Genomic DNA, 13,124 nt, shown 5'->3' with positions numbered 1-13,124 from the left:
TGCCTTTTTTGCTTCTTTTTATGTTATGATACTTTTATGATATTAGGATCAAAAGGTTCGAAGCATGCGTAAGCAGCCTTTTCCCAGACAATCAGAAGAAAAGAGGGATTTTGTTTTGAAAATCGCGATTGTAGATGATTTGAAATTGGATGCCGAACAATTATCGCATCTGATTTTTTCTTATATGAAGGAGCACCGTATTCCTACTGCTGCACCAGAAATATTTCCAAATGGTGAAACATTTCTCGCCAGCTTTACCGTCGGTTCCTTCGATATTGTCTTCTTAGATATCTATATGGATGGATTAAGCGGAATGGAAACCGCCCAAAAACTCCGCGCGCTGGATGCTTCCTGCCGGATCGTTTTTGTCACTACTTCGCCGGATTTTGCAGTGGACAGTTACGATGTGAACGCGGCTTTTTATCTGCTAAAACCGGTTACGATGGAGCGCGTTTCAAAGGCGCTGGAACGATGCCATCTTTCCGCCGACGAGGCGGAGGTTTCCGTTCTGGTTCCCTGCCAGGGAACAGAGCTTCGCTTGCCTCTGCATCAGATATCGTACACAGAATATCTGAAGCGGCGGATTCTGGTGCACATGCGGGATCGGAGCCAACATGAAATTTCCATGAATCAGCGGGATTTTTCTGCCCTGCTTTTGTCCTATCCTTGGTTTTGCGATTGCATCAAGGGGGTTTTAGTAAACCTGGAGGATGTCGATAAGCTTCTGGAAGACCGTTTTCTGATGAAAAGCGGCGCCTCCATTCCCATCAGCCGCCTGAAATACCGGGATGTCCGGGAACAATATATCCAATATTCGTACCATTTAGTCCGGGGAGGTCCGCATCTATGATTGAATTATTTTTTAATGAATTTTTGAGCACTTTTCCGTTTCATATTCTGGCATGTATTCCATTTCACAAAAAACTCCGCCATTCTCCGTGGAAAACTTTTCTCTGGGTCTGTGGATTCGAACTGGGCTATCTGCTTCTGTTTCTGTTCCTGATTCAAAGCGGTTTGTCCAGTGTATGGGTGCAATACCTCGCGCTCCCTTGCTTTGGCGTTTTATTTAAGCTGATGGTAGACGCCGAGAGCGGAATGATTTTATTTCTATATTTATTTATCATCGATTATCTGTTGGTCGTGCGTGCCGCCGCTTTCTGCATCTGTCAGGCGCTCTTCGGCTACAACTTTTTCTCCTGGGAGACCGGGCTGGTTACCTTTCTCCTCGTTTTGTGCAGTATCTATTTCATGGCAAAAGCAATGACCCGGACCGTCGAGGGGCTTTCTTCCGTATCAATCCCGTCTTTCTGGAATACAGCGTGGCTGCTCCCCGCTTCTGTGACCCTGATTCTTTTGCTTTTAACCGGAAATATCCGAAGCGGTACCATCACAGTCGCCGCACTGCTGGCGCGGTTCATGCTTTTGATCTGCATGTTTTTAATCAGTCATTTCATGATCCTGTTTATCCAACAGCTCAGGGAACAGCTGGAAGCCAATGCCCGCAGTGAGGCGATGGAACGTCTTTTGCAGATCCAGCGTGACCAGTACACAATGCTCCAGTCCCGGATCATCGAAAACCGCCGGGCGCGCCACGATTTCCGCCAGCATCTTCGGGTGATTCAGGACTGTGCCAACCGCGGCGATTTAGAGGATCTGAAGTCATACCTCGCAGACTACGAAAAACAACATCCGACTCATTCGGACCGCGTATACTGCAACAATTATGCGCTCAACGCCATTCTTTCCTTCTATGCAGATAAGGCGGAAAGCGCCGGAATCCAGTTTGACATCCACATTCAGCTGTCCGATCACCCGGTCATCCCGGAGACGAAACTGTGCGTGCTTCTCGGAAATCTGCTGGAAAATGCCCTGGACGCCTGTCAGACCGGGTGTTCCGGCTCTGAAAACACGCCGCCTTTCATCCGTCTCTCCGCGGTGCAGACGGGTACCTCCACCCTGTCCATCACCACGGACAACACCAGCGCATTCAGCCCTACCTGGATGAATGAAAAACTGGTATCGACCAAACCTGCCGGAAGCGGCATCGGAACCGAATCGATCCGCATGATCGCCGAACAGTACCACGGCGATGCACGGTTTGAATGGTGGGACGGCATATTTTATGCTTCGGTATTGCTGAACCCATAATGATACAAAAAACAGATATCCTCTTTTTATATAATGATGATTAGTAACTGTTCAGTAGGTCTGCGCATTTACTGCGCTGACCGTACAAAAACATGGGCCAGCAGGCAAAAATTCCATTGCCGTAGGCAATTTTTAATAGATTTTTGCGCGTGACTGTGAAGGTACTGAACAGTTACGATGATTATAAATTTTCTGCTATCTCCCTACATAACCGGTTCCTGCAGCACGGTTCCCTCCGGGAATGCGGTACGGAACACGCGGCGCACCAGCGGACCTGCTACAATGAGCTGGAACGGAAGCGCCATGATGATGTTCTTCGGAATATTGGTCAGCCAGATGATGAGCAGCTGGCTCCATGCGCCGGATTTCACGCAGGCTTCCAGACCGCCATATAAGGACATAACAAATACCATCGGAACGACCATGCAGCAGGAGATCGTGATTACTTTACGAAGTGTGCTGCTCTCCGGTGATACAAAGTAACGGAACGCAATTCCCTTCGCCGGACCGGACACGATGAACCAGTCAAACAGAAACGCATACACGAATGCAAACGGGAATCCGATCCATCCTTCGCGGATCGTTTCCAAGGATAAATGTCCCATATGAAGGGTTACATTGTACATACTCATCCAGAGTACCATCGTGAAACACATGATAACGGAATAGATAAAACTTTCTCTCTTATTTCTTGGCATTTTCATTCTCCTCCTATAAAATAATTGCTTCTATCCAGATGCAACGGCAAATCAGTCCGACACACCCACGCACAAGATGCTGTCCGTGATAAATTTCACAAAATAAAAGGCAGCAGAAATCGGAAACTCGTTTCGATCTCTACTGCTGTATGCAATCTCACTGCGTTTTTTCAAACTATATTCGATTTGGGTTACGGTTCGCTATTATAACGTCTTTTTTCCATTCGTGTAAGCACTTTTTTTATTTTTTCACAATTTCATCATATTGAACGATCAATTTTTTTTATTTTTTATTCCGCTTATGCAACTTGACAAGAGCTGCTTTTTCAGCTCCCCTTTCATTTTTTCCGAATTTTTCCCTAAAAACAGGCAAATAGATATTGACAATACTGCCTTTATTCGATAGAATGTAATAGTATGTTTACATTGAACTGTCCGTGTCCAGGCTTTAATGCAAACCAAATACAAAATGAATTACGAATCAAAATAAAAGAATTTATGATGGAGGTACACTACATTGGCTAACATTAAATCCGCAAAAAAAAGAATCTTAGTTGCAGAGACAAGAGCTGCAAGAAACAAGGCTATCAGATCCAAAGTTAAAACTGCTGTTAAGAAAGTAGAAGCTGCTGTTGCTGCAAAAGATAAGGCTGCTGCACAGGCTGCATTATTAGCTGCTACCAGCGAGATCGACAAGGCTACTTCCAAGGGCGTATACCACAAGAATACAGCTTCCCGCAAAGTATCCCGTCTTTCCAAGGCTGTAAATACTCTGGCTTAATTATCCAGAGCGGATCTTTCGAATTATATATTAAAAATTAACCCAAATTAAAAAACCATTATTCTGTGGGTGTGACAGAATAATGGTTTTTTGTTGCTTCTTTTCCAGCCGGGTCCGGCCGAAGAACCGCTGATTCTGATGCTGGCACTGCCCTTTAGAATCAGCGCACGGAACTTCTGGGCTGACTGATCAGCAGCTCCACCGCCAGCCGGTCGCCCATCCGCCCGGTCTTGACTGCCCCCTCGGCATCCACGCAGGTCTGCACATAGGAAATGAGCTGTTCTTTCGTAAATGCCGCCGCCTGGCTGCTGAGCTTTCCGGCTACGAACGGAGGTACTTTCAATTTCGAGGCAACCGTCCCCCGGTCTGCGCCGGACGCCTGCAATTCTCGCACCAGCAAAAGCTGGTTAAACTGTCTGGCAATCAGGAACAGGATCCGCATCGGCGGCTCCCTGAGTGTCAGCAGGTCTTCGTACAGATCCATCGCCCGCTTCGTCTTTCCCGCCGTGATCGCCGCTACCATGTCGAAGATCTTGTTCGTGATCTGCACGGTCGTGATGACTTTCACATCCTCTGCCGTCACTACCTCACTGCCCATCGTGTAGGAAATGAGTTTTTCCAGCTCCATCCGGATGTTTTCCATATCATCGCCGACGCGCTCCAAAAAGAGATTCATCGTGGACGGCGTGATCTTCCGCCCATTCTGCGCCAGGATCGTCGCCGCCCATCTGGCGAGCTGCGCGCTGTCCTGCCGCTTCATCTCCGCAATGTGACCCAGATCCTTGACCTTTTTGTAGAGTTTGTTTCTCTTATCGACCGCCTCCTCCACGAATACGATGCAGGTCGTGTCCGGCATCATCGGCAGATACTCCGCCAGCGCCTCCGAAGAAGTCTTGAAAAATCCGCTGTCCTCGATCAGAATCAGACGCCGCTCGCTGAAAAATGGCATCGTGTCCGCCAGACTGATCAGCTCGTTCACATCCAGCCCTTTTCCCTCGAAATAATTGTAGTTCATCGTATCATCGCCCGAGATCGCCGCCCGCAGCTTCTTTTTATAACTCTGCTTCAAAAACGCCTCTTCGCCGTATAGCAGATAAACCGGCTTAAATGTGCCATTTTTGATGTCTTCATTGATCGTCTGCATTAACTCCGTCCCCGCCTCCTGGTTCTATTCGATAAAAACGGATCCATTTTTTCGAATGACTGTCCATCCGGTTACTTTCCTGTCTATTTTTTCACTTCCTACTATTATAAACATTTTTCTAAAATGTTGTCTACTGTAAACCCATAAAAAGAATAAAACAGCAGCTCCTTTTGTTGCTTGAAATTTTTCCTTGGTTCACTTTCAGTCAAAACCTACATTACCATCCCTAGCAAAAGATAGACCGCATACGCTACAATCCACGCAATCACGCACTGCGCCACCACGACAAAGCAAGCCCATTTTCCGCCCAGTTCGCGTCTGACCGATGAAATCGCTGCCACGCACGGCGTATAGAGCAGGCAGAAAACCAGCAGACTGACCGCTGAAAGAGGGGTCAGAATGTCACGCAGGCTCTGAGTCGTCCCGAACAGAACCGACAGCGTTGATACAACACTCTCTTTTGCCATAAATCCGGTCAGAAGTGCCGTGCAGACACGCCAGTCGCCTAATCCCATCGGCGCAAACAGTGGTGCAATCACACCAGAAATAACCGCCAGAAGACTCTGCTGGGAATTGGACACAACATTCAGGTGCAGATCAAATGTCTGAAGGAACCAGATTAAAATCGTCGCCACAAAAATAACTGTGAATGCTTTCTGCAGGAAATCCCTTGCCTTTTCCCAGAGAAGCTGGGCGACATTGCGCGCCCCCGGCATCCGGTAGTTCGGAAGCTCCATGACGAACGGAACGGCTTCACCCTTAAATAAAGTTGTTTTAAGAAGCATTGCCATCAAAATTCCCATCAGGATTCCCAACAGATAAAGTGCAATCATAACAATCGCCCCATGATGCGGGAAAAAGACAGCGGTAAAAAACGCATAAATCGAAATCTTGGCGGAACAGCTCATAAACGGAGTCAACAGGATCGTCATTTTTCGATCCCGCTCCGAAGAAAGCGTCCGGCTTGCCATGACTCCTGGTACCGTGCAGCCAAAGCCAATCAGCATCGGCACGATGCTCCGTCCGGAAAGACCGATCTTTCGAAGCAGTTTATCCATCACAAACGCCACACGTGCCATATAACCGCTGTCCTCTAAAAGCGACAGGAAGAAAAACAGCGTCACAATGATCGGCAGAAAGCTCAAAACACTTCCGACACCATTGCACACACCATCGATCAGCAGGGAATGGAGCACCGGATTGATACCTGCCGCTGTCAGCGCTGCGTCTGCCCGCTCTGTCAGCCATCCAATCACCAGTTCCAGACCATCTGAAAGGACCGCGCCAATCACATTAAATGTCAGCCAGAATACCAGACCCATGATTGCAATAAATGCCGGAATCGCCGTGTAGGTTCCAGTAAGAAGACGGTCAATCTTCACACTTCGCTGGTGTTCCCGGCTTTCCCTCGGTTTGACGACTGTCTGCCTGCAGACTTTTTCGATAAAACCAAACCGCATATCCGCAATCGCAGCTGCCCGATCCAGCCCGCGTTCCTTCTCCATCTGGCAGATAATATGTTCCAGCGTCTCTTTTTCATTCGTGTCCAGATTCAGACGCGCCTCAATCTCCTCATCGCCTTCTGCCAGCTTCGATGCAGCAAAGCGCACCGGAATACCCGCATTCTGCGCGTGATCTTCGATCAGATGCATAATACCATGCAGGCAGCGGTGCACCGCGCCACCGTGATAATCCGCATCACAGAAATCCTGCCGTCCCGGTTTCTCCTGAAAATGCGTTACATGAAGCGCATGATCGATCAGCTCTCCGATTCCTTCATTCTTTGCCGCTGAGATCGGGATAACCGGAATCCCCAGTTCTTCCTCCAGTTCGTTGACACGGACAGAACCGCCGTTCTGGCGCACCTCGTCCATCATATTAAGCGCCAGAACCATCGGAATATCCAGTTCCAGAAGCTGCATGGTCAGATACAGGTTGCGCTCAATGTTTGTCGCATCCACGATATTGATGATTCCCTTCGGGTGCTCCTGCAAAATAAACTGACGCGTCACCAGCTCCTCATTCGAATATGGCGATAAGGAATAGATTCCTGGCAGGTCGGTCACTTTCGTATTTTCATGTCCGCGGATCGTGCCATCCTTCCGGTCCACCGTCACACCCGGGAAATTCCCCACATGCTGATTGGATCCGGTCAGCTGGTTAAAAAGCGTCGTTTTGCCACAGTTCTGATTACCTGCCAGGGCAAACGTCAGAACGGTGCCATCCGGCAATGGGTGTTCCTCCGCCTTTGTATGGTATTTTCCACCTTCTCCGAGTCCAGGGTGATCGATCGCGCGCGCCATCGGAATCCCATGTTCCTTTTTGTCCGCTGCTTCGGTTCCTGCCTCGCGTACATTCTCAATCTCTATCTTCTCTGCATCCGCCAGGCGCAACGTCAGTTCATAGCTATGAATCCGCACCTCAACCGGATCGCCCATCGGCGCATATTTTACCATCGTAACCGATGCAGTCGGAATCAATCCCATATCCAGAAAATGATGCCGCAGTGCACCTTCTCCGCCAACTGTCCGAACGGTTGCAGTTTTTCCTATTGATAAATCCTTTAATGTCATTCTCTGCCTCCATCTCTCTTCATTAGTCAAACTCATTGTATGTCATCAGACTTCTACATCCGCCTGATTTTGAAGCAAAGCATAGAGAGAAAAATACTATTGAAACTTTTTCTCAATTATGTTTCCAGATAAGTCTATTGTACTTTAGGGAATTTGTCAATCGTTGGAATCTTTAAGAATCTACCAATCAGAAAAAAATAGAAAAGATAAAAGAAAAACAGCAAGGATGAATCATCCTCACTGTCTCAAAATAGCTGGGCTACAAGGATTCGAACCTTGAAAATGACGGAGTCAGAGTCCGTTGCCTTACCATTTGGCGATAGCCCAATCTTTTATTTCATAGCTGTCTCAGCCACATTTATTATTATATCATAAATTTTTGTTTCGTCAAGTATTTTTTTCAAACACTTATGTTTTTTTGAACAATTATAATTATTTACCAGTTCGAAACATTTTACAGTCTCGTAATGCCCCGGATATTTTTCCGTCACGAGGCTTCCTGCAAATAATTCTAATGATTCTTAAAATTCCTGCTGCCCGAACCAACTTCTGGTAACTCCAGACATATCATGGTTCAGGTAGCAGGAATCATATATCCTCATACACTCCGCTTTAATTAGCTGACTCCGCATCTGTCTTCGTTTCTTTTTCCGTCTGCTTTGTCTCCATCTGACTGTACTCTGTCTCCGAGTGCGTGCTCTCTTTTACTGCTTCTGTCAGTGTCTCCGGCGCACGGGATGTCTCGGACGGCTTTGTCTCCACTGTATCATCATCCGCATCGTCGTCATCCTCATCAATCAGATCATCCGCAATATCCGGCGTCTCGAAATAGCCTTTTACCGTACCAAAGGAACCGCCGTCCCGCACTGCCACTCCGCTGAGCGTAAACGTGCACTCCGTATTGGCTGGAAGCCCTTTGACGTGAATCTCACAGGAGGTTCCGCCTGTGTCCGTGATTCTCGCCGAATAGCTCTGACCGTCCGGATCTACCACCGACACGGTCGGATTTTTCCATTTAACCTTTTCCTTAAAAACGATGTTCAGCGAACCGCTCTCGTAGTCCACATAGTCAATCTTCGCTTTCTTGCCTCCCGAATCGACTTCTTCCTCGTCCTCATCTGCTGCGGCGGTTGTCTCCACCGGGCGTGCGGCAGTCGATGGCTGTTCTGCCGGCGTCGGTTCATTTTCCGGCTGACCGGTGCTTTCCACGGTCGTCTCCGCTAAGGTTTCTTCCTCGGTCTGCGGAAATGTCACCTCATGAACCAGAGCCGCATCCGTCTCAATGGTGCTGTCCGTCTTCGAATAACCTACCGTATAAGCACGCTCCGCGATCTCCCGCGCAATCTCTTCCATCGTCATACCGGCGAATTTTTTCATATCATTTTCAGCCAGGTCGTTATCCCGGATCAGCTCCTGCAAAAAATACGCTTTTCCATAAGAAATATTGTATTTCTCCGCCAGATCCTGAATCTCCCCGGTTACCTTCATCCGCTGGTCATAAACAACCGCCTGTACCGCGTGTTCCTGCAAGGAAGACTCTACATCCCCTACGACATCCTGACGCAATGATGACGCCTTTTTCTCATTCTCATTTGACACGGTAACCAGAATCGCATTGTCCAGTTCATTCAGATAACCATTCCGGACCATCGAACCGATCAATGCGTTGACCGCAATATCAAGGTCTACATTTTTCAAATTCATATCATCCAGGATCGTCTCCGCATCCTCATTAAGCGGATTCGCCTGCAATACTTTCTCGTTCCGGTTGACGGAAAGCTCAATACTCGGATTGACATCGATGCCAATCACCGAATCGACACGGTGATTCTGGTAAAATGAAACACCGCCTCCTAACACAGCCACACACAGGCAGGCGGCTGCTGCCATCGCCACGGTCCGCATCCGGCGGTACATCCGTACACGGCGGGATGGTTTTACATAGATCTCCTGTGGCGTCGAGAGATCGATTTTATCGAATACGTTGGGAGTCAGGGCATCCATCGCCGATCGCAGATGTGACTCAATCTCATCCTGTTCCCACGCTGTTTCAGAGTGATCGGTCAATGTACTCCCTCCTCTCTCAGGTGTTTTTTCAGTTTTTTCATAGCACGGTTGTACTTGGAAAGCACCGTTGCCAGCGGCATCTCCAAATCTGCCGCGATCTCACGATGTTTTAACCCCGCTGATGTCCGCAGAAGTACAATCTGCCGTTCTTCTTCATTTAATATTTTGAGTGCTGCGTGTAATACCATCTTATCCGCAGCATCCTCTATCTGGGGACAGAATTCCCCTGTCTCCATCTCAGAAAGATCCGAAAGCCCGATATCCGCTTCATGCTTCTGGTCACGGAAGCGCATATAGCAAAGATTTCTAGCGATCGTAAACATCCACGCCAGCGGTTTGCCCTGCGACTGATAGCTTCCAGCCGAAGTCCAGACCTTTAAATAAAGCTCCTGCATGACCTCCTCAGAGTCCTGCGGATTCCGCAAAATCGATAGAATAAAACCGTATATAGTTTTATCCGTATTCTGATAAAGCTGCTGAAATGCCGCCTTATCTCCCTCTGCCACTCGCAGAAGCAGCTTTTCATCGCTCATCTTATCATAGGCGACCGGCTCTTCCATGGTCGTTAAAAGCCCCGTCAAAAACATGGACGAAATTTCCTTTCTATATAACTTAATGCAAAGAAACCAGTTCTTATTGCATTTGTTATGAATTTTTTCTGATTTCTGTCCAGCTCCTCACGGCAGCTGGCAAAAATCAATGCAGCTTTATTCATACTCGACCCGTTCCAGAAAAAGCCCCTCCGGCGGCGCCGTAAAACCTGCCAGCGCTCGGTCACAGGAAAAAAGCGCCTCCGCCACTGATTCCGGTGTCCGCTTATGAAGTCCTACCTCGATCAGTGTACCGGTCAGGATTCTTACCATATTATATAGGAAGCCATTGCCACGAAAATGCAGTTCGCACACACTTTCCTGCATGGTCAGCTCAATAGCAGTGAGATTCCGCACCGTCGATTTTTTCATCCGTTTCAACGAACAGAATGCTTTAAAATCGTGCTCACCCGTCAGATACGCAGCCGCCCGTCTCATAGACGCTATGTCCAGCGGTTCCCCCAGACCGTACACATATCGGCGCTCAAATACATTTTTCTTCGCTGCCGTCTCAATCCGGTAGCAGTAGGTCTTGGAAACGGCATTTAGACGGCTGTGAAAACGCATTCCTGCCTCCTGCGCCGATAAGACAGCGATATCATCTGGAAGATAGCGGTTCATATACGCCTTTATCTCCTCTGCACTCATTTCATCACAGGATGACGGCAGATGAAAATTTGCCGTCTGCCCCCAGGCATGGACACCTGCATCGGTCCGCCCGGAACCGTGTACTTCAACCGGCTGACCTGCCATTTTTTCAAGAATCTGTTCTAGTTTTCCCTGAATTGTCTTGTCTGTATTTCCCTGTTTCTGCCACCCGTCATAGCGGCTTCCGTCATACTGCAGGGTGATTTTTATATTTCGATCCGGCATATTTTTTCTCCATGTGTTATCCATTTTCATTCTTTTTTATTCGTAAATATATCTGTCCCGCCGCCAGATACAGCAACGTTCCGGTCAGCGCTCCTGCCATATCCAGCCACACATCGCTGATCTGACCAGAACGCCCCTCGGTAAACAGCTGAATCGTCTCATCCAGAAATGGAACCGCAAATATAGCGATGCGGTGGATTTCCAGCCATACAGACCCGCACGGTGCCATCGCACGCATTCTCCCAGTCCTATCTTTCCCATCAGCCGGATCCTCTGTCCACATTTCTTCCAAAATAGCTCCGTTCACACGCACACAGAGAGCACTCTGCCGCAGCAAAATCCCCAATCCTGTATACTCAATAAAATGAGCACATTTGCGCACAATATGCTCGGTCAGCCATGGTACGGCTATTCCGGTATCTGCTGCCAGCTTCTGCAAAAGCCGGAGAACCCGTCCGCTCTCCGCCGATGACTGCACTGCCGGGCGCATGGAATTGGAGTAGATAAATAAAATGTATAATATTAAGATCACATGCCAGATCCATGCCATTCCCAGTGCTTTCTGTTTTTCCCGGATATTTTTTCCTGTATTCATCTATCAATCCCTGTATTCGCTTGACTCTTCTATGCGCTTACGCCTTTACTGCTCTGATTTTAAGATTCCGCTCGCGTCAATCCGCTGTACCGCCAGCGCGATCGCATCTTCATCCTGCACCAGCGCCATCCGCACATGTCCTTCTCCCGATGGACCAAACGCACTTCCCGGTGTCACCAGAACTCCCGTTTTTTCAAATAACGTTTTTACAAATTCCATCGAATCGCTAAATCCAGCCGGAATCGGTGCCCAGACAAACATCGTTCCCTCCGGTTTCTCCATCTTCCATCCGATCGATGCAAGACCATCACACAGACAGTCACGCCGTCTCTCATAAGCAGCTCTGGTCGAAGCCACACAGCTCTGGTCACCGGTAATCGCCGCGATCGCTGCCTTCTGGATCGGCAGGAACATACCGTAATCCATATTGGATTTCAACGTTTTCAGATGACTGACAACTTCCTTATTTCCCACGCAGAAGCCGACACGTGCCCCCGCCAGTCCATAGGTCTTTGACAGGGAATTAAATTCCACTCCGACTTCTCTCGCTCCTGGGAAACGCAGAAAGCTTCCGCAGGTTCTTCCATCAAATACCAGTTCACTGTAGGCGTTGTCATGCAGCACGATAATATCATATTTCTTTGCAAATGCGATCAATTCTTCATAGAAACTGTCCGGTGCCAGCACTGCCGTCGGATTGTTCGGGTAGGAGACAATCATAAATTTCGCTCTCTGTGCCACTTCCTCCGGAATTTCTTTCAAATCAATGATGTAGTGATTTTCTTCCCGCTGCGGCATATAGTAAAGCTCTGCCCCCGCCAGCGACGGACCATCCGCAAAGACCGGATAGCACGGATCCGGCACCAGAACCACATCGCCCTCGTCCACGATCGAAAGTGCGATGTGCGCCAGTCCCTCCTGGGAACCAAGCAGAGAGCAGATCTCCGTCTCCGGATCCAGTTTCACCCCATAGCGGCGCTCATACCAGTCAGACACTGCCTGCAAGAGCGCCTGCTGATCCTGAATTGCATACAGGTAATTCTCCGGCACCAGGCAGGCATCGCTGAGCGCTTTTAAAATATGAGGTGCTGGTGCAATATTCGGCGCGCCGATACTCAGATCTACGATCGTCTCTCCCTCTTCCAGCTTTTTCTTCTTCATCTGTGCCAGCATGGAGAATACGCCCTCGCCAAACCGGTCCATTCTATTTGCAAATTTCATCTTGTGTTGTCCTTTCTTGAAAGAAATCTCCGATTTTCTTTCCTTTTCTATTTCTATTTTTATCTCTATGAATCCTCTTTAAAACTCTAATAATTCCCATCCGCCCGATCACTCTGTCAAATGACTTATTCAACCAGTTCCACCAAATCACATCGAACTGCCCTCGCTGAATCTTATCAATCCAGCTTTGCATCATCAGGCTATATAAGTATTAATTATAGTACATGGATATGGGAAAGTAAAGGGAGGATAACAGCTCTCGACAGCTATTATAACTTTTCAAAAATGTTGTAAAAACAACGGACTTTTCTGTGCCGGACGATTATACTTATCATGTACTTAAGAAAACAAAAAAATCAAAATAGATGTTCTGACATATCTCATCCTTTCATGTATGAAAATCGGTCAGATGCACACGAATAAGAAAGACGAGG

General features: G+C 48.0%; 11 protein-coding genes and 1 tRNA gene. 3 read left to right on the top strand and 9 right to left on the bottom strand.

Translation table 11 applies throughout. From position 1 onward, the window contains the following. Positions 1-115: 115 nt before the first annotated feature. Both PG862_RS08675 and PG862_RS08670 read left to right on the top strand, forming a co-directional pair. The gene (locus PG862_RS08675) at positions 116-850 is read left to right on the top strand and encodes a LytR/AlgR family response regulator transcription factor (protein ID WP_270707126.1); all 735 of its coding nucleotides are present in this window, start codon (positions 116-118) and stop codon (positions 848-850) included. Continuing rightward, positions 847-2,148, top strand: a complete 1,302-nt coding sequence (locus PG862_RS08670) for a sensor histidine kinase (protein WP_270707124.1) — start codon at positions 847-849, stop codon at positions 2,146-2,148. The genes PG862_RS08675 and PG862_RS08670 overlap by 4 nt, the downstream gene beginning before the upstream one ends. Positions 2,149-2,351: 203 nt before the next feature. Here PG862_RS08670 and PG862_RS08665 read toward each other — a convergent pair whose 3' ends face one another. Further along, complete coding sequence (locus PG862_RS08665; protein ID WP_117795985.1) at positions 2,352-2,846, bottom strand: DUF2798 domain-containing protein; 495 nt, start codon at positions 2,844-2,846, stop codon at positions 2,352-2,354. A 517-nt stretch (positions 2,847-3,363) separates the two neighbouring features. Between PG862_RS08665 and rpsT the strand changes: the two genes are divergently transcribed. After that, positions 3,364-3,627, top strand: a complete 264-nt coding sequence (rpsT, locus tag PG862_RS08660; protein WP_022358531.1) for a 30S ribosomal protein S20 — start codon at positions 3,364-3,366, stop codon at positions 3,625-3,627. 160 nt (positions 3,628-3,787) lie between these two features. Here rpsT and holA read toward each other — a convergent pair whose 3' ends face one another. The 8 genes from holA to PG862_RS08620 all read right to left on the bottom strand — a co-directional run bounded on the left by holA (position 3,788) and on the right by PG862_RS08620 (position 12,690). Continuing rightward, positions 3,788-4,771: a DNA polymerase III subunit delta gene (gene holA / locus PG862_RS08655; RefSeq protein ID WP_270707122.1), complete on the bottom strand. Its 984-nt coding sequence runs from the start codon at positions 4,769-4,771 to the stop codon at positions 3,788-3,790. Between the two features lie 212 nt (positions 4,772-4,983). Beyond that, the gene (gene feoB / locus PG862_RS08650) at positions 4,984-7,344 is read right to left on the bottom strand and encodes a ferrous iron transport protein B (protein WP_270707121.1); all 2,361 of its coding nucleotides are present in this window, start codon (positions 7,342-7,344) and stop codon (positions 4,984-4,986) included. Positions 7,345-7,598: 254 nt separating this feature from the next. After that, a tRNA-Gln gene (locus tag PG862_RS08645) sits at positions 7,599-7,671 on the bottom strand. Positions 7,672-7,956: 285 nt separating this feature from the next. After that, positions 7,957-9,411, bottom strand: coding sequence for an anti-sigma-I factor RsgI family protein (locus PG862_RS08640; RefSeq protein WP_270707119.1), 1,455 nt, complete (start codon positions 9,409-9,411; stop codon positions 7,957-7,959). Beyond that, positions 9,408-9,998: an RNA polymerase sigma factor gene (locus tag PG862_RS08635; RefSeq protein ID WP_117795989.1), complete on the bottom strand. Its 591-nt coding sequence runs from the start codon at positions 9,996-9,998 to the stop codon at positions 9,408-9,410. The genes PG862_RS08640 and PG862_RS08635 overlap by 4 nt, the downstream gene beginning before the upstream one ends. Before the next feature lie 120 nt (positions 9,999-10,118). Then, entirely contained in the window at positions 10,119-10,874 is a 756-nt protein-coding gene (gene truA / locus PG862_RS08630; RefSeq protein WP_270707117.1) for a tRNA pseudouridine(38-40) synthase TruA, read from the bottom strand. 16 nt (positions 10,875-10,890) lie between these two features. After that, entirely contained in the window at positions 10,891-11,469 is a 579-nt protein-coding gene (locus tag PG862_RS08625; protein ID WP_243022830.1) for a VanZ family protein, read from the bottom strand. Between the two features lie 45 nt (positions 11,470-11,514). Continuing rightward, on the bottom strand, positions 11,515-12,690 hold the full coding sequence (locus tag PG862_RS08620) for an aminotransferase class I/II-fold pyridoxal phosphate-dependent enzyme (RefSeq protein WP_118523986.1): 1,176 nt from the start codon (positions 12,688-12,690) through the stop codon (positions 11,515-11,517). Positions 12,691-13,124: the final 434 nt, after the last annotated feature.

It is taken from the genome of Clostridium fessum (assembly GCF_027698965.1).
Classification (GTDB): domain Bacteria; phylum Bacillota; class Clostridia; order Lachnospirales; family Lachnospiraceae; genus Otoolea; species Otoolea fessa.
The sequence above is the reverse complement of the archived record's forward strand: the minus strand, read 5'-3'. Positions and strand labels throughout refer to the sequence as shown.

Bases quoted from the DNA above. Each gene is read 5' to 3' on its own strand.
- PG862_RS08635 (WP_117795989.1), bottom strand. From the start codon at position 9,998: ATGTTTTTGACGGGGCTTTTAACGACCATGGAAGAGCCGGTCGCCTAT.
- PG862_RS08670 (WP_270707124.1), top strand. From the start codon at position 847: ATGATTGAATTATTTTTTAATGAATTTTTGAGCACTTTTCCGTTTCAT.
- PG862_RS08665 (WP_117795985.1), bottom strand. From the start codon at position 2,846: ATGCCAAGAAATAAGAGAGAAAGTTTTATCTATTCCGTTATCATGTGT.
- PG862_RS08625 (WP_243022830.1), bottom strand. From the start codon at position 11,469: ATGAATACAGGAAAAAATATCCGGGAAAAACAGAAAGCACTGGGAATG.
- truA (WP_270707117.1), bottom strand. From the start codon at position 10,874: ATGCCGGATCGAAATATAAAAATCACCCTGCAGTATGACGGAAGCCGC.
- PG862_RS08620 (WP_118523986.1), bottom strand. From the start codon at position 12,690: ATGAAATTTGCAAATAGAATGGACCGGTTTGGCGAGGGCGTATTCTCC.
- feoB (WP_270707121.1), bottom strand. From the start codon at position 7,344: ATGACATTAAAGGATTTATCAATAGGAAAAACTGCAACCGTTCGGACA.
- holA (WP_270707122.1), bottom strand. From the start codon at position 4,771: ATGCAGACGATCAATGAAGACATCAAAAATGGCACATTTAAGCCGGTT.